Below are 19,063 nucleotides of genomic sequence, written 5' to 3'. Positions count from 1 at the left end.
ACGAGCCCGCGCTTGTGTGCCGAAGCAGGCGCATGCGCGGCTGCGAGGGCGCCTGCGGCAGGGGACGCGCCCTCTGGCCTTCCGCCGGGACCCCGCCTATACCCCGCACGTGGCCCGGCACCGCTTCGCGCTGTTCGATCCCCTGCTCTCGGACGTGGACGCAGCCGGCATGAGCACGCTCGCGGCCCGCTTCGGACGCTACGGCCTCTACTCGCAGGAGAAGGCCGAGATCGAGATCGGCGACGGCCTCGCCCAGCGTCACGACGCGGTGCTGAACTTCCTGTGCACGGGCGGCCGTGGGCGCCGCGACGAGCCGCTGGCGCGGCTCGCCTCGCGCACCCACTACTTCCGCGAGTCCTACGCCTACGGCGACCGCGTGCTGATTCCGGGGATCGAGCCGTTTCTGCACCACGAAGGCTTCGTCGCGCGTGCTCGCGAGATCCACGACCGCCCCGTGATCGAGCCCGCGATCGTCTACGCCAACGTGCTGCTGCCCGGCCAGGAGCTCGCGGTCCATACCGACGTCCCCGAGTTCCGCGGCGCGAATCGGCTGCGCTTCCCGCAGTGGCTCATGGTGGTGATGCACCACTCCGGGCTGTTCGCGTCGTGGCGCATGCCGATCGTTACGGGCGTATCCTGGTTCAGTGCGTGCGGGGGCGGCGGCTTCGCGTTCTATCCGGACGGCGCCGGAGGCGCCGTCGATATCCTGCCGGCGCGGCCGAACACGGCCATCCTCCTCGATACCGACTCCGTCTTCCACGGCGTCGACCTCGTCGAGGAGGTGGTCCCCCTCCCCGACCTCCATACGGGCATGCTCCTCGTCCACGACGGGGACGATCGCTGGAGCGTGCGCGACGGCGACACCGTCGTGGCCCGCTACCGCTGGAACGATCTGCGCTTCTCGGTGTCCTGGAAGGCGTACTGCTTCGCCGACGAGGCCGAGCGTACCGCCTGGCGCGAGCACACCGACGACCTCACCCTCGACACCATCCTCGATCGCCTGAGGGCCGACCTCCGCGCCCGCGGCCGGCTCGGCGACGAGCGCCCCACGGACACCGACCTCGCGCTCATGCTCATCGACGAGTACGTCCGCTTCCCGGCGGCGCCACCGGAGCGGCGCTCGGCGTGACCACCCCGCCGGATCGGGAGCGCCGCCCGCTCGATTGGGCGCGCTGGATGCGCGGTCTCGGCCGGCAGGTACAACGGCTACGCGAGTTCCTCGGCCTCTCGCAGGAACAGCTCGCGCGGCTCGCGGGCGTCAGCCAGGGCGCGATCAGCCGCCTGGAGAACGGCCGTGGTCTCGCCACGCCGCTACTGGTCGTGCTGAAGGTGAACGAAGCGCTTCGTGCCGGCTTGTCGCGACTCGATCCCGCGCACCTCTCCCCGGAAGCCCGCCGCGTCGTCGAGCTGACCGCCGGCCTGGCCTCCGACAGTGGGGACTTCGCCTCCTACACACCGGCCGCCGACCCGCGCTCCGAAGAGCTGCTGAAGCTCTACCGCTCCGTCCCCGATCGTCTCCGCGACCAGCTGCTGTCGATCGTCCGCGCGACGGCGACGGCGCTGCGCGACAGCCCTGCCCCCTCACCGCGCCCCGACCACGACGACGCCACGGGCTGAACCCCGGCTGCGCCCGTCGCCCGCTGCACGTCGAATCGCGCCGATGAGCCGTGCTGGGATCGAACCAGCGACCCGCTGCTTAAAAGGCAGCTGCTCTACCGACTGAGCTAACGGCTCTCGCGTGTGTTTGCGCGCAGTTATCCGCTCGGGGCCCGCGTGGCAAGCCAGCGCTGTGGAGTTGCTGTGGAGAAACGGGCCGGGTGTCAGGTTGAAACGGGCTGCCGCGCGTTGCCGCCGCGCGCCCGCAGCGGCGTCACGGTGCCGCGCTGCCCGGTGCGAGCGGCCGCGAGGCGCGCGCGCAGCGTCTCCACGTCGCCGATGTTGTAGTGCCGGAAGACGTGCGCCGTCTGGTGCCCGGTGATCTGCATGGCGTCGGCCTCGTCCATGCCGCCGGCCCGGAGGTTCGTCGCCGCGCTGTGCCGCGTTCCGTGGAACGTGAAACCCCCCGCCTTCCGGCCGGCCGGGAGGCCCGCGCGCTCGCAGGCCGACGCCCACGCCTTCTTGAAGTCGCCGATGCAGCCGTATTCCTTCGAGGGCGCCTGCCCCGGGCGGCACTTCGGGCCGTGGAACAGGTACGGGCACCAGAGCGGCGGGCGCTCCATCAGCCGCTCCACGATCGCCAGGCCGTCGCCCTCCAACGGGACCGTGTGCGCCTCGCGCGCCTTGCACTCGGCCGCCGGCCACGCGATCACGCCCCGCGCCAGGTCGACGAAGCGGCGCTGCGTGCGGGAGAGCTGCCCGCGGCGCGTGCCGTGGTCGTAGGCGAACATGAAAAACTCGCGCAGGTAGGGCGGCAGTGCGGCCCGCAGCGCCGCGGCGTCCGCCGCCGGGATGTAGCGGCCCGGCGTGCTGTGCTCGTCGAGCCGCGGCACGTAGGGCACGACGTGCACGCGCCGCGCCCGCCGGCCAAGGTTGAAGGCCCGCCGCAGCATGTTCGCGCGGCGGTTGATCGTCGCGTTGGACGTGCCGGCTTGCTGCCATCGGAGCTGCGCGCGCTCGATGGTGTCCGTCGTGCAGTCGATCGCGCGCAGGTGGCCGAACGTCGGCAGGAGCACCTTGAGATGCGACCGGAGCGTGCGCAGCGAGCCGCGGTCGTTCACCTCGTAGTTGGTGAGCAGCGCGGCGAGCAGCTCGCCGACGCGCACCTTCTCGGCGGCGCGGCCCGGTTCGCCCCTCGACTGCTCCGCCATGCGCTGCGCGCGCAGCTTGCGCGCCTGCACGCGGCTGGTCGTGCCGGTCGGCTCGTCCTGCGTGCCGCCGGTCGCCTTCGGATAGTGGATCCAGAGCTTCGGGAGCCACTTCCCGGTGCGAGGATCGACGCGTTGGAATATCCCCGGTTCCAAGGTCCGTTGCGTCTTCATGCGCTGCCTCCTTTGGGTGTCGCGAGGTAGGCCCGGAGGGCGTCGATGATGACGGCGCGCAGGTCGCGCCGCTCGTCCATGGCGCGGATCTTCGCCGCCCGCCACAGTGCAGGCGGCAGCTCCAACGTGGTGCGCACCAGCGGCGCCCCGGGCTTTCTCGGCTTCGGCATACGCGTCTCGTCTATCCCCGATCATGTATCGCTAGCAAGTCCAAGCGCCGCCCGCAGGGGCGCCCGCCACCAACCGACCTTCCCGCCCCGGCCGCGCGGCTGGTGAAAGCCGGCGAGCTGGTGCCCGCGCTTGCGGAGCCAGCTCGGCGAGTAGCCCGTGAGCGCGGCGACCGCCTCCATGTCGAGCAGGACGTCCGGGGCCGGCTTCGCGGGCTCCCATCGGGCATCGAGCTGCCCCTCTACGCGGCCGAGCGCCGCGTGCATCTCACGCGCCGCCGCCCGCAAAGACGCGATGCGCTCCGGCGGCACGGTGCGGACGGTCGCCGGGTTCGTGATGAGGCGCAGCAGCTCGGCCAGCTCGGGCGTCATCGCGGCGCCTCCACATCCCCGGCGCACCCGTGACCGGGCGCGCACTCCGGGCCGGCGTCGCCGGTATTCAGCGTCGGCTCGTGGCAGTGCCGGCAGTGTGTAGAACCCCGGGCGACGTCGTCCATGTCGTCCAGGTCGTCCAAAACCTCCGGCCGGCGGGCCTCATTCGTGGACGAGGTGGACGAGGTGAGGTCGTCCAAGGTCGTCCGAGGTCGTCCAGGATCCGCCCCGTCGGCGCTCAGATCCGGACGAGGTGGACGAGGTGGACGACCTTCCCGGCACAGCGACACCCACCGCGCGCGGCTGGCCTTCGCCTCGCGCCCCGTCGCCACGATGATCCCGACCGCGCGCAGGGCCGACCCGAGGCGCCGCAACGCACCCGAGAGAGCCTGCGTCGACTGCGGCCAACGCGTGCGATCCCGCGTGACGGCCTCCGGCTGGCCGGCCGCGAGCGCCGCGAGAAGCGCCGCCATCGAACCTCGCCACATCGGCACGTCGTCCATGAGCGTTCGCACGGCGGCACCGACGGCAGACGCCTCCAGGGTCGTCGTCGCGGCCTCCTCGCGCTGGCGCTCCCAGATCGCGAGCACCCAGGCGGGATCCAACCCGACGGCCGGCGCCGCCGCGTAGACCCAGCGGCCCGCGTCCGCCATCCGCGGCAGGTGCGCGAGCTGGACGGCCGCCTCCGTGCGCAGCCCGCACGCCACGCCGTCGAGGAGCGCGCCGAGCACACCGGGGCGCATCGCATCGACGGCCGCCCACACTTCCGCTTCGGTGCGGCGCTCCGCATCGGCGATCGGCGGCAGCACAACCGACAACGTGCGGTCGGCGAGGTCGCCGCGGGTCGCCAGCTCCTCGATGCCCGTGAGCAACACCGGGCGCTGCGCCTCCAGCACAACCTCTTCGGCGTCCGAATAGAGTTCGCGCGCGCCATAGCCCCCGCCGGTCGCGATGCGGCACAGCGCGTCCGAGAGCCACGGCGGCACGGTCGAGACGTTGTCGACCGCGAGCACCCACGAATGCTGGGCCGCGATGACGAGGTCGCGATCATCGTGCGGCGCCGAGCGCAGCGGCACCGTCGAGGGGTCGAGCACGGCGCGCAGCACCCTCGCCGCGGTGCTCTTGCCGGAGCCGGCCTCGCCGTGGAGCGCGAGCAGCGGGTACGGGCCGCGCGGCCTGAGGCTCGCGAGCAGCCACGCGACGAGCACGTGCCAGTCGTCGTCGCTGGCGACGGGCAGGACGGCACGGAGCGCATCGACCGTGCCCGCCACCGGCACCGGCAGCGCCGCCAGCGCCCGCGGGCGGCGGAAACGCACCGGCGGGTCGCTCACGACGCGCCAGCCGTCCGCCGTCACCTCCACGGCCCGCCAGTCGGGGTCGCCGAGGTCGAGGTAGACCGCGCTCCCATGCGCCGCGACGCGCACGTGCACGTCATGCGTCGGCCCCGCGAACAGCGCGGTTCCGGCGAGCACGTCGAGCGCTTCTGCACGCGCGGCGCTCCGAGGGGGGCGGCCCGTCGCTTCGTAGGCCGTGCGCGCCAACGCCGAGCGCGCCGCCCGCGACAGCAGCGGATGATGCTCCCAGTGGTCGCCCACGGGGATGCTCGCGAATGGCACGCCAGCCGGCGTGTGCCAGAGCTGCCAGTCATCGACGAGCGCCACGAGGTCACTGCGCGGCGGCGCGTGCATCACGTTGTCGACGGGCTCAGGAGCCGGTAGAGCGGAGGCGGTCATAGCGGTCAGTCCTTCGAGCGACGCCCGGCCTTGCACGCCGGGCCGTCGCAATCTCGGTGTTCAGCTCCCGGATGGCCGCCCGCACGCGGCGCAGCCGCTCCAGAAGCCAGGGACGGGCGGGGTCGCGGCGGTCGATGGCAGCGAGCGCGACGACGACGCGACACAGCTCGTGTTCGAGGTCGTCGAGCCCCATCCGGTCGAGGTCGGCGTGCTCCTCGCGCTCGGCGTCCTCCGCGCTGTCGGTCGCGAGCGGCACCCGGTACGTGGTCACGGCGTCGGCTCCCGCTTCATCGGCGGCGTCACGGCCGCGTTGCCGTGCGGACGGTTGCGAATCCACTCGTCGAGGGCAGCGACCGTCCAGCCAACGGTGCGCGGCCCCAGGATGATGGGCGCAGGGAAGCTGCCGTTATCGCGCCAGCGCTGGAGCGTCTGGCGGCAGATCCCGAGCCGGTTGCAGACGTCACGGATGCGGAGCACCGTGCTGCTGTTGCTCTCGTCGGTTGCCATGCGACGAGATGGTGTGTGGATGGGTGCCGGAGGTCGAGAGCGCCGACCCGGAAAGTGGTGGTCACAAAATGAGAAAAATGGTGGTCGATAATTCCGACGCCGCCGTGACGGCGCTCCTCACGGCCGCGACCACGCGCCGGCGCCTGCGCTGGGCGCTCGCAAGCCTCCTTTCCGACGCCGCCGTGACGCTCGTCCCGAACGATCCGCACGACGCCGCCGAGCTGGCCGAGATCGCTGGCGAACGCGCGTCCGCCGAGTGGAGCACCGTGCAGCTCCTCGCGCGCGACGAGAGCCTGCGCCGCCGGCTGCGCGAGTGTCCCGCCTGCGGAGCGATCTTCCTTCAGCCCCGCACCGGCGGCCGTGGGCGCCCGCCCGAGTCGTGCTCGGCGGACTGCGGGCGCCGTGCCCGCCGCGAGCGCAAGACGGCCGCGATGCAGGCGAAGCGCGGCGGTCCGTCCCATCCTCGCCGCGCCACCGTCGTCTTCGTCGCGCCGGGCGAGCCTGACCCGCCGGCCCCGACCCGCGCGCCGGGGGGCGACTGGCGCACGGCTCGCGAAGCGCCGCCCCTGCACGTCGTCGAGTGGGACATCGGCGGCGACGCCGACGAGGACGCGCTGCCGTTCTAGTGGTACGAGCGCTGCCGCCCCGCCGTCACGCCCGCAGGCGCGAGCGCCGCGCCCGCGTCGCCCGTCCGACCCGCCGTCGGAGCGCCTGCGCCTCGACGGCGAGCCCATCGCACAGATTCAGGAACGCGAACGGCCACGCGCGGCTCTCCGAGTGGATCCACCGGAGCGCCGCCCGATCGCCCCGGGCCGCATCTTCGACCGCCTGGCCGAGCACCGCCCGGGCGAGCGCCCGTTCGGGGCTATCGGCGCGGCCCGCCACGAGCTGCACCGGCAGCACGGCTTCCGCGCTGAACGCCGCCGCCTCGCCCGTCACGCGAACTCTTCGATCGCGTACGCCGAACTGACGCTCTGCCCGGCCGCGATCGGCGCGAAGATCACGGACACGGCGTCACCCGCAGTAGCCGTTCGTCGCGAGGAGCGCCGCGGCCTCCTGCGCCTTCGTCCGCGCGGCGCGCACCGCCTCGTCGGCGTCCGTGTGGGTACAGGCGGCGTCGAGGAACCGCAGCGCCTCGGTCAGCTTGCCGTGGGCGTCCACCGCGTTCTGGTCATACCGCATGGGTCGTGTCCTCCGTCGTTTCGTCGAACTTCGCGAGCGCGATGCGTGCCTGCCGCAGCTCCTCCGCGAGCGTCTGGCGGGCCGGGCGCGGCAAGGTGCAGGTCGCGCCGGTCAACGTGTCGAGCGCGGCGCGCAGGTGCGGATCGCGCGGCATCAGCCCATCATCCGCGGCACGCCGGTCGCGCCGCCGCCCGGCAGGCGAGGGGCGAGCCCGACGCTGTACCCACGCGGATCCGGACGACGCAGCTCCGGCGGCAGCGCCGTGGCGCGCTCGGGGTACTGGCGCTCGATGCACCGCACGATGCACTCGCGCCCGGCGCGGTCGTCCCACGTGACGCCGAGCTCGTCGGCGAAGCGCTGCACGAGGTCGCGCACCTCGGGCGGCACGACCGGCGCCCGCTCGCTGTAGCGCGTCTGCACCGTACCCGGCGGCCCCTCACGCCGCTTCCGGCGGGCACGCTTCTCGGCGAGCAGCGACGCCGGCATCAGGGCTTCGTACTCGGCCAGCTCGTTCAGCATCCCGAGCGCCTGCGCCCGGTCCTTCGGATCGCTCGCGTTCAGGCCGTTCTCGCGGCAGATGACGCGCACGGCCTCGCGAAGCTGCACCTCCTCGGCCAGCCGCACGTCCAGCTCCGGATGCTCGTGCAGCGCGACCGCGAAGGCGCGGCGCCAACAGGCGGAGGAGCTGCGGGGCCAGTGGTGCTTATCCATGATCTGCTCGGCGTAGCCGTCGAGCGCGCGCTGCGCGGCCTCGGCATCGAAACGCAAGGGCATGTCGTCCTCCTTCGGACGGTAGTCGGTGAAGGTGAGCCCGCCGAGCGGCACGGTGCGCAGCTCGCGGGCGGCCAGGATGCGGGCGAGGTCGTCGAGCGTCGCGGCGGTCGGCAGCGCGGCGCCCACGAGCGTCACGCCCGCGAGCACCTTGCCGCGCACGCCGCTCTGCACGTTCGTCTCCGCGGTCGTCTCTTCCCAGTGCGGATAGAACCCGGCGCGAACGGCCTCGTAGGCGCCGGCGCGGAGCACGTCCGCGACCAGGCGCGGCGCCCCGGTGATTGTCGCCACGAGCGTGTCGCCCAGGCGGCGCAGCGCGGACACCCAGCCCAGAGCAGGCTGGCCGTCGGGCTGGTCGATGATCGCGCCCGGCACGGTCAACGGCGGTTGAATCACGCCGCGCAACCGCTCGAAGCGATCGACGATCGCGGCCAGCTCCTCCGGCGTGCCGCTGGCGATGCGGAGATCGATCACGAGAGCCCCCACGCGGGGCGGTCCCAGGTGCCTTCGGAGAGGTCGACGCACGCGCGCTCCAGCTCGCGCCACCAGAAGCGGCCCGCGGCCGTGTGCTCGGCGACGTAGAGGCGGCGCCGCAGCTCCTCGCTCGCCATGAGCGCGACGTCGGGCCGGAAGCTCGGCGGGACGGCGACGGCCTCGGCCAGCTCGCCGAGCCGGCGCCATGCGGTCGCGATCCACGCGCCGCAGGGCGAGAGCGTCACGGCAGCTCCCGGAGCCGCGCCGGGCGCACCGGAGGGTCGAGCGTCAGGTGCGACGGATTGCAGCACGTCGCATCGGCGCACAGGTGCTTCACGATGCAGCCGAGCGGGACGCCACCGTGGACGAGCAGCCACGCCACGCGCGGCGCCGGCACCTCGCGCGAGCCGTCGATCTTGAAGCGCGCCGTCCCGTGCAGGTTCGTCGATGCCACCCACGGCCAGCACGCCCGCAGGTCGCCGCGCCGCACGTAGCGCCAGAAGCGCGCGGCGAGCGCCCGGCGGCGCTCCACGTCCGGCACGAGCGCCACGACCAGCGCCGGCTCCGAAACGGCACGGCGATGGCGGCGCGGCCCACTCCCGTCCGGCACGAGGGCGCGCGGCTCGATCGCAGCGGGAGCGACGACGGTGCAGGCGGTGTCCATCCACCGTCGTGGTTACGTGGATGGGCAAAGGTGGTCACGCCTCAGGGCGGGTCGCCGTGTGCCACCCAGCTCGGCAACGTCGCCAGGTGCTCGCGCATCGTCTCGGTCGCGTCGTCGGTGCCGTGGTGGCGGACCAGCTCGGGGAGCGCCCGACCCTCGTCGGCGAAGGCGACGGCGCGGACCATGGCACCCGCGACCGCGTTGCACAGGTCGTCGTGCCCGCCCGGCGGATGGTCGACGACGTCCCGGCCTCCGGCGCGGCGGCGCCGTTCGAGCTGCGCGAACTGTGTGCGCATTCGCGGCAGGTCCAACAGCTCGCACTGTCTGCCCGTGAGCAACGGCAACGCCGCGAGGTACAGCGACGAGCGCGGCTCCGCGTCTTGCAGGACGTGCACGCCGTGCCGGGCGATGGCCTCGGAGACCCATGCACCGGCGTAGCCATCGCTCTGCGCCACCTCGATCCGGTACCCGCGCAGGAAGGTGGCCGCCTCTTCGGCCACGGCCAGCGGATCGAAGGGCGGTCGCCACTCGCGCACGGCGTCGACCAGCACGAAGGGCGGTCCGCTGCCGCGCAGCTCGGCATGCGCCACGCAGGCCGTGAAACTATCGCGCCCGCTGCCCGCCGCGGCATCGAGAAAGCCCACGTAGGCCACGCCGTCGATCGGCGGGCGCTCCGTCACGCCGTTGGCCGTGCAGGCGTCGAGCACGTCGGCCGAGCAGTAGCTTTCGAGGTCGGCTCTGAAACAGGCATCCCATTCGGCCGCCGCCGCCTCCGGGTCGTCTTCCCGCGCTTCGGCGATCAGCTCCGCATCGAGCCCGGGGTGCATCGTGGTCGACGGCGCCTGCCACACCAGCACCGACCCGTCCTGCGCCCAGTGCTTCCGGTACTTCGTCCAGAGCAACCCGCGACGCGCCCACGGCGACGAGAGCCCGAGCATGAGCCCGCCGGTCGTGGCCAACGCGGGCTTCAGCGCCCGGTACAGCTCGACGTCGGGCAGCGCGCTCGCCTCGTCGCGGAGAAACGCGCACTCGTCCAGCACCGCGGCGAGCAGCGTCACGCCACGGACGGCCCGATAGTTGCTGCTCTTCACCTCGATCCGCACCCGGCGCCGCAGCTCGATGCTCTCGGCCGTCTCGTTGCTCACCAGCGACCGCAGCAACGGCACGTCCGAGAAGAGCGCCCGGATGTAGCCGAGGATGACGCCGGCCTGCGCCTTGTCGACGGCGCAGCAGAGCACGACGCCGGTTTCGCCGGGCGCGAGCTTGGACAGATCGGCGAGCGCGGCCGTGTAGGCGGCGACGACGCTCGCGACCCGCGACTTGCCGGCACGCCGGCCGCACACGACCCACGCTTCCGCCGCCGGCACCGTCGGCGCCGTGGTGCGCCCGGTCGCCTGCGTGAACACCGCCAGCTCGTCGCCCGACAACGGCTGTCCGGTGAGCACGCGCAAGAACGTCCGCCACCGATCCCACGCCGGGCTCGGGAAGAACGGCGCAAACAGCTTGGGATCGTCGAGCGCGGCGAGAAGCTGCATGGCGCGATCGTGCGCGGATGGCCGGCGCTCGTCACGTTGCTTCCCGTGGAGCTAGATCCCCGTGACGGGATGACCGGTCATGTGATGCGGCGCCAGAGACGGCCCGTGTCGATGCGGCCTCTCCGACGGTGCACGTCTCGACGGCGCGAGGCGCACGAGCCGGCTACGCGCGCAGGACGGCCGCTCCCTGGACGACCTCGGACGACCTCGGACGACCTCTCGTCCAGACCTCGTCCGCGAATAAGGCCCGCGGGGCGGACGTTCTGGACGAGGTGGACGACCTGGACGACCTTACCCGGGGTTCTGCGCATTCTGCGCGGCCGTCTCCGCAGCGCGGCGGGCAAGGTAGGCGTCCAGGCTCTCGACGGGCGCCGCCTTTCGCGCCAGGCCGAGCTGGCCGAGCATCCGGGCCAGTGAGTCGGCGAGCTGCTGGCGCTCGCGCACGGCCGGCAGCAGCGCTTTCTTGCGCGCGTTCACCAGCGACGGCTGGCGCATGATCCAGTCGTCCACCGACGAGAGCAGCAGCATGGTGCGCGCCGCAACCTCGATGATCGCGAGCTGCTGCGCCGACGGGTCGCCTCCGAGGTCGCGCACGAGGTCGAGCTTGAAGCGGCGAGCCGCCTGCGCGATGGCGCTGCGGCCGTCGAGCCGATCGGTGCCGAGCACGGCGAGCGCGCGGCGCATGGCTTTGAGTCCATGCTGCGTCGGCCGGCCGCGACGGCGCTTCGATGCACCGCCCTTCGACGCTGCACCGGAAGGTATCGCGTTGCTCTCGTCTGCCACGGGCGCAGTGTGAGTGGGTGGCACGCGCTCCGCAACGGCTCCACAGCGCCCGGCAACGTGGCGTCGGAGCGTCGGTTTTCCGAGCCCCGCTGCGAATTAGGCAACGGTTCCGCGGCGCCAGGGTAGACGCGCGCGCCCACGCCTTGAGCCGCCCTCGGAGCTTACGCAGGGGACGCCAGACTCTCGCCCCCCTCGTCTGGCGAATTCCACCTGTCCGCGAAGGCGGTGCGATCGAACGGGCCGTGCGTCAGGTCGTCCTTGAGGTGGAACGCCAGCTCCCACAGCGGAGACGCCACGTCGACCAGTCTCTGCGAGCCGACCAGCTCCAGCCGCTCGTACATCTGCAACAGGTCATGGGTGGACGTCCGTAGTCGGTCAGTGGCCGGACCGACGGCCCAGTCGTAGGCGCCGTGCGGTCCCGTGACGACGCCATGGAGCTGGTTCCCGGCGTCCTCCAGCTCGCGGCCGACACGGTGGAGCTGCGCGTACACTTCGACGCGCTGGTCGCGGAGCCACTGTCGGTGCTCGCGCCGTTGCGTGAGGAGCGCGTTGAGCAGCGCGACGACGAGGCCGCCGGCTGCGCCGATGAACGCCGCCTCCAGCGCCGGGATGCTCTGACACTCGGCCACGATCTTACCGCCGTCCGATGTGGAGGCGCTGTGGAGCGACGCCTTGCCACGCGGGGTGTCCGAGCGTTGTCGGCGCGCGCCGCGAGAGCCCCGCAAGTCGTCGGATCGCTGCTCGATTCGAGTCCGTCGGCGACATCGTGTGGCACCCCGTCGCCCCTTCGTCGAATCTTAAAAGGCAGCTGCTCTACCGACTGAGCTAACGGCTCGGGCGTGCGATGACGCGCCGTTATCGGCAACGCGCGCGCGGTGCAAGCGATCGTCGAGGGGCGGCAAGCCGAAGGCGGCGTGCAACGCCATCGCCGCCAGCCTCGCTCCAGGGCCTCGTGCGCCCCGCGGCGCCCCCCGGTGCCGAGCGCGTGGCCCGATCCCAGCGCTGCCGCTCACGCCTCGGCGTGCGGCCGCTGCGCGAGCCTCGTACCGACGCGTGCGCCGCGGCATCGTCCGCACACGCCATCGAACCAGCGTCGCCGGCCGCCGACGGTCATGCGGCCACATCCGGCGCAGCGTAGGCGGAACGTCTTCCAGCGCGACTCCGCGTCGAGGCGGTAGAGCGCCAGCGTCTTCCACTCGATGCACCAGCGCCGAACCATGTCCCGGTCCCTCTACCCCGATCACGTCCCGCGCGCCAGCCTGACCGAACAGACAATGCGTATCCACAGACACCTCGCCTCACAGACGGCCCCATGAGTAGTTAGCGAGGCGAACGAGGCGCATGGCCAGCGCCGAGTGCGTGCGTGAATTCGAAGATGCCACGGGACGTGTGCGAGCGGAACCCTCATTCTCGCGGGCCGCCGGAACGCCGATGCGGCTTGACCCCCGCGAGGGGGCTCGATAAGCCGAGATGCAGCGCGCAGACATGCTCGAACCCGCTCTCGTCTCGCGATGAGCCGTGCCAAGAAGGCCGGCACCGAGTCCACCCGACGCGGCGTCGAAGGCGACTTATCGTTTGCGCACGCCAGAGCCCTGCTTGCGGCCATCGTCGACTCATCCGACGACGCCATCATCGGCAAGACGCTCGACGGGATCGTTACGAGCTGGAACGCCGCGGCGATGCGCATGTTCGGCTACACCGCCGAGGAGATGATCGGTACTCCGATCACGCGCCTCCTCCCGCCCGAGCGCAGCGACGACATGCGCCGGATCCTCGATCAGATCCGCCAGGGAAACCGCGTGGACCATTTCGAAACGGAGCGCGTCCGCAAGGACGGGACGCGCCTGCACGTCTCGCTCACGGTCTCGCCCATCCGCGACGCGGACGACCGCGTGGTCGGCGCGTCCAAGATCGCCCGTGACGTCTCGGAGCGGCGGCGGGCGGAGGAGGCGAAGGACCGGTTCCTCGCCCTGCTCGGCCACGAGCTGCGCAACCCCCTCGCGGCCGTGCAGAGCGCGATCATCACGGCGTATCTCGATCCGGAACGCCGCGAGCAGGCGCTCGACATCGCCCGCCGCCAGACGGCGCAGCTGCGTCAGCTGGTGGACGATCTCCTCGACGTCGCGCGGGTGCAGCACGGCAAGATCACGCTGCGCAAGGTGCGCATCCCGCTGCGGGAGGTCGTGCGCCGTGCGGTCGAGGCGGTCGCGCAGATACCCGAGCAGGGACACACGCTGTCACAGGCGGTCGCCGAGGAGATCATCGTCGACGCCGATCCGGGGCGCCTCGAGCAGGTCGTCGCGAACCTGCTCAGCAACGCCGCCAAGTACACGCCGCCCGGTGGCCACATCGACGTCCGAGCCGAGGTCGACGGCTCCGAGGTGGTGCTGGCGGTCAGCGACACCGGCGTGGGGATCGAGCCGGCCATGCTCGCGCACGTCTTCGAGACGTTCGCGCAAGCCGATCGGAGCCTCGATCGCGCCCAGGGCGGGCTCGGCCTCGGGCTCGCACTGGTTCGTACTCTGGTCGAGTTGCACGGGGGCCGGGTCGAGGCGCGGAGCCACGGCCTCGGCCGGGGCGCGGAATTCCTCGTGCGGCTTCCGCTACCGCCGCCGGCGACGGAGTCGCGCGCGGACCCGGCGCCGCCAACCGCGCCGCCGCTCTCGGCCGCGCGCTCGACCCGCGTCGTGGTGGTCGAGGACAACACCGATGCGGCGTACGCGCTCTCGATGCTCGTCGAGGTGCTCGGGCACCAGGTCGAGGTCGCACATGACGGCCTCGGCGCGCTGGTGGCACGCGAGCGCGCGCGCCCGGAGGTGATGCTCGTGGACATCGGGCTCCCGGGCATCGACGGACTCGAGGTCGCTCGCCGCATCCGCGCGCAGCCGGGCGGCGCCGAGACGCTGCTCGTCGCGCTGACCGGCTACGGACGGGACGAGGACAAGGAGCGCAGCCGCCTGGCCGGCTTCGATCTGCACCTGACGAAGCCCGTCGGTGTCGAGGACCTGACGGACGTGCTCGGCGATCCGGCGCGCTTCCGCCGCCGGGCGCAGTGAGCCGGGCTACGCCGTCGCACCCATGGCACGACGCAGTGCCTGCACGACGTCGTCGAGCTGGTGAACGATGCCGGCGAGGGCGTCGGCCGCGTCGTCGACCGGCACGCGCTCCAGGTCGTCCGCGAGCGCGCGCAAGCGGCGCACGGCGTGGGCGCGCCCTGCCTCGAGCGCGGAACGGATCTGGGACGCATCGATCGCCATGCATCCCGTCTAGCACGGCAGCCGGGGCGCGCGAGCCCCGCGCAGGCACTCAGGCCGCGGCGCCGATCAGGCGCTCGAGCTTCTGGCGAACGAGGGCGGGATCGACGACGGGCTTGGCGAGATAGTCGTCACATCCGATCGCGAGCGCCTTCTCCTCGTCGCCGGCCATCGCCTGTGCCGTCAGCGCGATGATGCGGACCGTGTCGCCCCCGTCCATCTGGCGGATGCGCTTCGTCGCCTCCCAGCCGTCCATCACCGGCATCTTCAGATCCATGAAGATCAGGTCGGGGGGGTCGACGCGGACGGCTTCGATGGCCTCCTGGCCGTTGGTCGCCTCGCGGATGTCGAACTGGCCGATCTTGCGCAGGCGGTACACGAGGATGCGGCGATTGTCCTCGTTGTCCTCCACGACCAGTATCTTCTTGAGCGTCATGCCGGTCACCCCTTCTCCGCCGCGCGCCGGGCCGCACGCGCGGCGCACTGTCTCGCGCTCATGGCGATCGCCCCGCTCTCCGCCATCTCCGCCGTGTGGCCGAGTATGCAGAGGAGCACAACGGGTCTCAAACCCGAATCGTGCGAAGGCGGGGTCACGAATTTGACTTGCAGGAATGCCCCGCATAGGTGCCGTGGATGTCCGTCCGCACGCGCTTCGCGCCGAGCCCCACGGGCTTTCTCCACATCGGCGGCGCGCGTACCGCCCTGTTCAACCAGCTCTATGCGCGACGCCACGGCGGCACGTTCGTCCTGCGCATCGAGGACACCGATCGCGCCCGCTCCACCCCGGAATCGATCCAGGCGATCTTCGACGGCCTCAGCTGGCTCGGCATCGACTGGGACGAGGGGCCTTTCTACCAGACGCAGCGCTTCGCGCTGTATGCCGACGCCACCGCGCAGCTGCTCGCGAACGACCACGCCTATCGCTGCTGGTGTACATCGGACGAGCTAGAGGCTCGGCGCGCGGCGCAGCTCGCAGCCGGCGGCTCGCCCGCCTACGACCGGCGCTGTCGCACGCGCCCGACGGCGCCCGACGGACGCGAGACCTTCACGGTCCGCTTCAAGACGCCGTCCGACGGCGAGACGGTCGTCGACGACGCGATCAAGGGTCGCGTCGTCTTCGCCAACGCCGAGCTCGACGACTTCATCATCCAACGCTCCGACGGCTCGCCGATCTACAACTTCTGCGTCGTCGTCGACGACGTCGACATGCGCATGACCGACGTCATCCGCGGCGACGATCACCTGAGCAACACCCCGCGCCAGATTCTGCTCTACCAGGCACTCGGCGCACCGCTGCCTCGCTTCGCGCACGTTCCCCTGATCCTGGGTCTCGACAAGACGCGGCTCTCGAAGCGGCACGGCGCGACCTCGGTGACGTCCTACCGCGACGACGGCTATCTGTCGGACGCGCTCGTGAACTTCCTCGTGCGCCTCGGGTGGTCGCATGGCGACCAGGAGCTGTTCACCCGCGCCGAGCTGGTCGAGCACTTCGGCCTCGAGCACGTCGGCGCCTCGCCCGCAGTCTTCAATCCGGAGAAGCTCCTGTGGACGAACTTTCAATGGCTCAAAGGGATGACGCCGGAGACCCTCGCGGCAGCGGTGCGCGCGTTTCTCCCCGCCGCCGGCGTGCCCGACCCGCCCGACCACACCTGGCTCGTGCGTGCCGTGGCGCTGCTGCGCGATCGTGCGCGGACGCTCGTCGAGCTCGCCGCGCAGCTGCGCACCTATCTCGTCGATCCGATCGCGCTCGACGCCGCCGCGGCCGCAAAGCACCTGACGCCGGCGATCGCCCCCGCCCTCAACGATCTGCACACGCGACTCGGCGCCCTCGGCAGCTGGGAGATCGCCGCGATCGAGTCGGTCTTCCGCGCGGTTGTCGAGGCGCACGGGCTCGCACTCGGTAAGCTGGCGCAGCCCGTACGCGTCGCGTCGACCGGCGGCACGGCGAGCCCGGGCATCTTCGAGGTCCTCGAGTTGCTCGGGCGTGAGCGTGCGCTCGCGCGCCTCGCTGTCGCGCATGCACGCACCGCGTCCGCGCCTTGACTCCCTGGGGACCGGTCACTATGGTCCGCCCTCGTTCGCGGCGTTGAGGCGTGGCCTAATTGGTAAGGCACCTGACTCTGGATCAGGGTATTGGAGGTTCGAGTCCTCCCGCCTCAGCTCACACTGCGGTCCCATCGTCTAGCGGCTAGGACACCGGCCTCTCACGTCGGTAGCGGGGGTTCGATTCCCCCTGGGACCATCAGCGGTCCAACGCGCGTCTCGTCGTAGGTCGACGTGACGCGCGTCTCGTTTGGGCGCCATTAACTTGACACCGGCTGGGTGCGACGGTACCGTCGCCACGCATTGCGTGTCGGAGCTGCGCGAGTTGGTCGGCTCGGTGTTCGGCTCGAAGATGCGGGGTGGTGCGGGGTGAGTGGAGGGACGCAGTGGACGAGGATGGCGGACGCGCTCGGAGACCGAGCCCTGCTGCCTCGACAGGCATCCGCTCCCGTTGCATCGGCGCGACGGCGACCGCAGTGCGGCGTATTTTCCGGGCACGTGGCTTGCTTTGATCATTCCGCGGAGTGCGCCGACCTCGTGCACCGCGAAACCATGATCCCCATGCATTACATCCGCCCGGCTGCCGCGGGCGGGAGGACCGGCCGAGCAGGGCCCTGACCTTCCGTAACCCTGGCGTGCCGAGAGGGAGCTGACGTCGATGGACAAGCCCTCATTCGAGCAGATCATCAAAGAGGACCGCGCTCACCGCGAATCACGCAAGTGGCGCGGGACGTTCCTCGAATACCTCGAGCTGGTACGCCAGGACCCCACCCTCCCCCGTCTCGCGCACGGCCGCTTGTACGAGATGATGATGCGGGACGGGTCACAGGACATGCTCGAGTCCGCGGACGCGCGGACGAAGCGCCTGTACAAAGACGAGTCGCTGAAGACCTACAACTTCTTCCGCGACGAGTTCTTCGGCATCGAGAAGACGATCAGTCAGATCGTCCGCTACTTCCACTCTGCCTCGCTGAAGGGCGAGGAGAGCCGCCAGGTGCTCTACCTGATGGGACCGGTGGGCTCCGGGAAGAGCTCGCTCGTCGAGAAGCTCCAGCGTGGGCTGGAGTACTCCGAGCCGTTCTACGCGATCGACGGCTGCCCGATGTTCGAGGAGCCGTTGCATCTCCTCCCGCGCCACCTGCGCAAGGAGTTCGAGAAGATGCTCGGCGTGAACATCGAGGGCGATCTCTGCCCCGTGTGTCGCTTCCGTCTGAAGGAGGAATTCGGCACGCGGTACGAAGAGTTCCCCATCGTCACGAAGGAATTCTCGAAGCGCAATCGCGTCGGGGTCGGGGTGGTCCCGCCGGTCGATCCGAACAACCAGGACACCTCGGTCCTCATCGGCAGCGAGGACATCTCGAAGCTCGACCTCTACAGCGAAGGCGATCCGCGCGTGCTCGATCTCAACGGGGCGCTGAACGTCGGCAACCGCGGCGTGGTCGAGTTCATCGAGGTCTTCAAGAACGAGACCGAGTACCTGCACGCCATGATCACGGCGACGCAGGAGAAGGTCATCCCCGCGCCCGGCCGCCACGGCATGGTCTACGTCGACACCTGCATCGTCGCCCACTCGAACGAGGCGGAGTGGCAGAGGTTCAAGGCCGACCACACGAACGAGGCGATCCTCGACCGCATCGTGGTCGTGAAGGTGCCCTACAACCTGCGCTTGTCCGAAGAGGTGAAGATCTACCAGAAGATCATCCGCCACTCGGACTTCCACGCGCACGTGGCGCCCCACACGCTCGAGGTCGCGTCGATGTTCGCACTCCTGTCGCGCCTCGAGCCGACGCCCAAGTGCGACCTCATGACCAAGCTCAAGCTCTACAACGGCGAGGAGATCGTCGAGAAGGGCCGCACCAAGAAGCTCGACGTACAGGAGCTGCGCGACGACACCAAGCGTGAGGGCATGAGCGGCATCTCCACCCGCTTCATCATGAAGGCGCTCGACAACGCGCTCTCAGACAACGTCGAGGGCAACTGCATCAACCCGATCAACGTCCGCGAAGCCTTGATCAACATGACCAAGGAGACGGACCTCCCGGACGACACGCGCAAGCACTACCTCGAGCTGCTCCAGGACGTGCTGCACAAGGAATACCTCGAGCTGCTCGAGAAGGAGATCACGAAGGCCTTCGTCTACTCCTATCAGGAGCAGGCCGAGGCCCTCTTCCAGAACTACCTCGACCATGCCGAGGCCTTCGTGAACAAGACGAAGGTGAAGGATCGCAACACCAAGGAAGAGCTCCAGCCCGACGAGGGCTTCCTCAAGTCGATCGAGGAGCAGATCGCCATCATCGGCACCGCCGCCGAGGGCTTCCGGCAGGAGGTCATCGCCTACCTGTGGGCGGCCAGCCGCCGCGGCGAGCGGGTCTCGTACAAGAGCTACGAGCCGCTGAAGGAAGCCATCGAGAAGAAGCTCATGTCGTCGGTGCGCGACATCAGCCGGATCATCACCAAGGCGCGCACGCGGGACGAGGAGCAGTCGTCGAAGTACGACGCCATGGTGAAGAACCTGCTCGAGAACGGCTACTGCACGAGCTGCGTCGACGTGGTGCTCAAGTACGCAGCCAACAACCTCTGGAAGGACTGACGCGGCGGCC

General features: G+C 71.0%; 24 protein-coding genes and 3 tRNA genes. 8 read left to right on the top strand and 19 right to left on the bottom strand.

What is annotated here, in order from left to right:
- The first annotated feature begins 109 nt into the window (after window positions 1–109).
- Complete coding sequence (locus KIT14_14060) at window positions 110–1,129, top strand: hypothetical protein (GenBank protein ID MCW5891656.1); 1,020 nt, start codon at window positions 110–112, stop codon at window positions 1,127–1,129.
- Window positions 1,126–1,617 (top strand): helix-turn-helix transcriptional regulator, encoded by a 492-nt coding sequence (locus KIT14_14055; GenBank protein ID MCW5891655.1) that lies wholly within the window; start codon window positions 1,126–1,128, stop codon window positions 1,615–1,617. Before KIT14_14060 ends, KIT14_14055 begins: the two co-directional genes overlap by 4 nt.
- Window positions 1,618–1,661: 44 nt before the next feature.
- Here the strand turns inward: KIT14_14055 and KIT14_14050 are convergent.
- From KIT14_14050 to KIT14_14020, 7 genes are all read right to left on the bottom strand, one after another.
- Window positions 1,662–1,734, bottom strand: a tRNA-Lys gene (locus KIT14_14050).
- Between the two features lie 86 nt (window positions 1,735–1,820).
- Window positions 1,821–2,978 carry a tyrosine-type recombinase/integrase gene (locus KIT14_14045; protein ID MCW5891654.1) on the bottom strand — a complete coding sequence of 386 codons (1,158 nt, stop codon included), beginning with the start codon at window positions 2,976–2,978 and terminating at the stop codon, window positions 1,821–1,823.
- Entirely contained in the window at window positions 2,975–3,148 is a 174-nt protein-coding gene (locus KIT14_14040; protein MCW5891653.1) for a CopG family transcriptional regulator, read from the bottom strand. Before KIT14_14040 ends, KIT14_14045 begins: the two co-directional genes overlap by 4 nt.
- Window positions 3,149–3,169: 21 nt before the next feature.
- A complete protein-coding gene (locus tag KIT14_14035) occupies window positions 3,170–3,517 on the bottom strand; it encodes a hypothetical protein (GenBank protein ID MCW5891652.1) in 348 nt (115 codons plus the stop codon).
- Entirely contained in the window at window positions 3,514–5,178 is a 1,665-nt protein-coding gene (locus KIT14_14030; GenBank protein ID MCW5891651.1) for a hypothetical protein, read from the bottom strand. The genes KIT14_14035 and KIT14_14030 overlap by 4 nt, the downstream gene beginning before the upstream one ends.
- 43 nt (window positions 5,179–5,221) lie before the next feature.
- Window positions 5,222–5,521 (bottom strand): hypothetical protein, encoded by a 300-nt coding sequence (locus KIT14_14025; GenBank protein MCW5891650.1) that lies wholly within the window; start codon window positions 5,519–5,521, stop codon window positions 5,222–5,224.
- Window positions 5,518–5,757, bottom strand: coding sequence for an AlpA family phage regulatory protein (locus KIT14_14020; GenBank protein ID MCW5891649.1), 240 nt, complete (start codon window positions 5,755–5,757; stop codon window positions 5,518–5,520). Before KIT14_14020 ends, KIT14_14025 begins: the two co-directional genes overlap by 4 nt.
- Before the next feature lie 68 nt (window positions 5,758–5,825).
- Here KIT14_14020 and KIT14_14015 point away from each other — a divergent pair, with 68 nt between their 5' ends.
- Entirely contained in the window at window positions 5,826–6,383 is a 558-nt protein-coding gene (locus KIT14_14015) for a hypothetical protein (protein MCW5891648.1), read from the top strand.
- A gap of 25 nt (window positions 6,384–6,408) precedes the next feature.
- Here the strand turns inward: KIT14_14015 and KIT14_14010 are convergent, their stop codons facing one another.
- From KIT14_14010 to KIT14_13965, 10 genes are all read right to left on the bottom strand, one after another.
- Complete coding sequence (locus tag KIT14_14010) at window positions 6,409–6,696, bottom strand: hypothetical protein (protein ID MCW5891647.1); 288 nt, start codon at window positions 6,694–6,696, stop codon at window positions 6,409–6,411.
- 75 nt (window positions 6,697–6,771) lie between these two features.
- A complete protein-coding gene (locus tag KIT14_14005; GenBank protein ID MCW5891646.1) occupies window positions 6,772–6,939 on the bottom strand; it encodes a hypothetical protein in 168 nt (55 codons plus the stop codon).
- Entirely contained in the window at window positions 6,929–7,093 is a 165-nt protein-coding gene (locus KIT14_14000; GenBank protein ID MCW5891645.1) for a hypothetical protein, read from the bottom strand. Before KIT14_14000 ends, KIT14_14005 begins: the two co-directional genes overlap by 11 nt.
- Window positions 7,093–8,196 carry a hypothetical protein gene (locus KIT14_13995; GenBank protein ID MCW5891644.1) on the bottom strand — a complete coding sequence of 368 codons (1,104 nt, stop codon included), beginning with the start codon at window positions 8,194–8,196 and terminating at the stop codon, window positions 7,093–7,095. The genes KIT14_14000 and KIT14_13995 overlap by 1 nt, the downstream gene beginning before the upstream one ends.
- Window positions 8,181–8,429: a hypothetical protein gene (locus tag KIT14_13990; GenBank protein MCW5891643.1), complete on the bottom strand. Its 249-nt coding sequence runs from the start codon at window positions 8,427–8,429 to the stop codon at window positions 8,181–8,183. Before KIT14_13990 ends, KIT14_13995 begins: the two co-directional genes overlap by 16 nt.
- Window positions 8,426–8,848: an HNH endonuclease gene (locus tag KIT14_13985; protein ID MCW5891642.1), complete on the bottom strand. Its 423-nt coding sequence runs from the start codon at window positions 8,846–8,848 to the stop codon at window positions 8,426–8,428. The genes KIT14_13990 and KIT14_13985 overlap by 4 nt, the downstream gene beginning before the upstream one ends.
- A 41-nt stretch (window positions 8,849–8,889) precedes the next feature.
- Entirely contained in the window at window positions 8,890–10,383 is a 1,494-nt protein-coding gene (locus tag KIT14_13980) for a hypothetical protein (protein ID MCW5891641.1), read from the bottom strand.
- Window positions 10,384–10,674: 291 nt separating this feature from the next.
- Entirely contained in the window at window positions 10,675–11,067 is a 393-nt protein-coding gene (locus KIT14_13975) for a hypothetical protein (GenBank protein ID MCW5891640.1), read from the bottom strand.
- 260 nt (window positions 11,068–11,327) lie between these two features.
- Window positions 11,328–11,795 (bottom strand): hypothetical protein, encoded by a 468-nt coding sequence (locus tag KIT14_13970; GenBank protein MCW5891639.1) that lies wholly within the window; start codon window positions 11,793–11,795, stop codon window positions 11,328–11,330.
- A gap of 380 nt (window positions 11,796–12,175) precedes the next feature.
- Entirely contained in the window at window positions 12,176–12,385 is a 210-nt protein-coding gene (locus KIT14_13965) for a hypothetical protein (protein ID MCW5891638.1), read from the bottom strand.
- A 292-nt stretch (window positions 12,386–12,677) separates the two neighbouring features.
- Between KIT14_13965 and KIT14_13960 the strand changes: the two genes are divergently transcribed.
- The gene (locus KIT14_13960; protein ID MCW5891637.1) at window positions 12,678–14,222 is read left to right on the top strand and encodes an MEKHLA domain-containing protein; all 1,545 of its coding nucleotides are present in this window, start codon (window positions 12,678–12,680) and stop codon (window positions 14,220–14,222) included.
- 6 nt (window positions 14,223–14,228) lie between these two features.
- Here KIT14_13960 and KIT14_13955 read toward each other — a convergent pair whose 3' ends face one another.
- Window positions 14,229–14,423 (bottom strand): hypothetical protein, encoded by a 195-nt coding sequence (locus KIT14_13955; GenBank protein ID MCW5891636.1) that lies wholly within the window; start codon window positions 14,421–14,423, stop codon window positions 14,229–14,231.
- 49 nt (window positions 14,424–14,472) lie between these two features.
- Window positions 14,473–14,856: a response regulator gene (locus tag KIT14_13950; GenBank protein MCW5891635.1), complete on the bottom strand. Its 384-nt coding sequence runs from the start codon at window positions 14,854–14,856 to the stop codon at window positions 14,473–14,475.
- Between the two features lie 197 nt (window positions 14,857–15,053).
- On the opposite strand from KIT14_13950, the gene gltX reads away from it, so the two are divergent.
- From gltX to KIT14_13930, 4 genes are all read left to right on the top strand, one after another.
- Window positions 15,054–16,463, top strand: coding sequence for a glutamate--tRNA ligase (gene gltX, locus KIT14_13945; protein ID MCW5891634.1), 1,410 nt, complete (start codon window positions 15,054–15,056; stop codon window positions 16,461–16,463).
- Window positions 16,464–16,507: 44 nt separating this feature from the next.
- Window positions 16,508–16,580 (top strand) — tRNA-Gln (locus KIT14_13940).
- Between the two features lie 10 nt (window positions 16,581–16,590).
- Window positions 16,591–16,662: transfer RNA gene (locus tag KIT14_13935), tRNA-Glu, on the top strand.
- A 459-nt stretch (window positions 16,663–17,121) separates the two neighbouring features.
- Window positions 17,122–19,053, top strand: a complete 1,932-nt coding sequence (locus KIT14_13930) for a serine protein kinase (GenBank protein MCW5891633.1) — start codon at window positions 17,122–17,124, stop codon at window positions 19,051–19,053.
- Window positions 19,054–19,063: the final 10 nt, after the last annotated feature.

This window comes from bacterium (genome assembly GCA_026129405.1).
In the GTDB taxonomy this organism is placed as follows: domain Bacteria; phylum Desulfobacterota; class Binatia; order DP-6; family DP-6; genus JAHCID01.
Note: the sequence above shows the minus strand (reverse complement) of the source record. Positions and strands in the feature narration are given on the sequence as shown.

Bases quoted from the DNA above. Each gene is read 5' to 3' on its own strand.
- KIT14_13965 (MCW5891638.1), bottom strand. From the start codon at position 12,385: ATGGTTCGGCGCTGGTGCATCGAGTGGAAGACGCTGGCGCTCTACCGC.
- KIT14_13930 (MCW5891633.1), top strand. From the start codon at position 17,122: ATGGACAAGCCCTCATTCGAGCAGATCATCAAAGAGGACCGCGCTCAC.
- KIT14_13950 (MCW5891635.1), bottom strand. From the start codon at position 14,856: ATGACGCTCAAGAAGATACTGGTCGTGGAGGACAACGAGGACAATCGC.
- KIT14_13960 (MCW5891637.1), top strand. From the start codon at position 12,678: ATGAGCCGTGCCAAGAAGGCCGGCACCGAGTCCACCCGACGCGGCGTC.
- KIT14_13985 (MCW5891642.1), bottom strand. From the start codon at position 8,848: ATGGACACCGCCTGCACCGTCGTCGCTCCCGCTGCGATCGAGCCGCGC.
- KIT14_14015 (MCW5891648.1), top strand. From the start codon at position 5,826: ATGAGAAAAATGGTGGTCGATAATTCCGACGCCGCCGTGACGGCGCTC.
- KIT14_13955 (MCW5891636.1), bottom strand. From the start codon at position 14,423: ATGGCGATCGATGCGTCCCAGATCCGTTCCGCGCTCGAGGCAGGGCGC.
- KIT14_14035 (MCW5891652.1), bottom strand. From the start codon at position 3,517: ATGACGCCCGAGCTGGCCGAGCTGCTGCGCCTCATCACGAACCCGGCG.
- KIT14_14045 (MCW5891654.1), bottom strand. From the start codon at position 2,978: ATGAAGACGCAACGGACCTTGGAACCGGGGATATTCCAACGCGTCGAT.
- KIT14_14005 (MCW5891646.1), bottom strand. From the start codon at position 6,939: ATGCGGTATGACCAGAACGCGGTGGACGCCCACGGCAAGCTGACCGAG.
- KIT14_14040 (MCW5891653.1), bottom strand. From the start codon at position 3,148: ATGCCGAAGCCGAGAAAGCCCGGGGCGCCGCTGGTGCGCACCACGTTG.
- KIT14_14000 (MCW5891645.1), bottom strand. From the start codon at position 7,093: ATGCCGCGCGATCCGCACCTGCGCGCCGCGCTCGACACGTTGACCGGC.
- KIT14_13980 (MCW5891641.1), bottom strand. From the start codon at position 10,383: ATGCAGCTTCTCGCCGCGCTCGACGATCCCAAGCTGTTTGCGCCGTTC.
- gltX (MCW5891634.1), top strand. From the start codon at position 15,054: ATGTCCGTCCGCACGCGCTTCGCGCCGAGCCCCACGGGCTTTCTCCAC.
- KIT14_14020 (MCW5891649.1), bottom strand. From the start codon at position 5,757: ATGGCAACCGACGAGAGCAACAGCAGCACGGTGCTCCGCATCCGTGAC.
- KIT14_13975 (MCW5891640.1), bottom strand. From the start codon at position 11,067: ATGCGCCGCGCGCTCGCCGTGCTCGGCACCGATCGGCTCGACGGCCGC.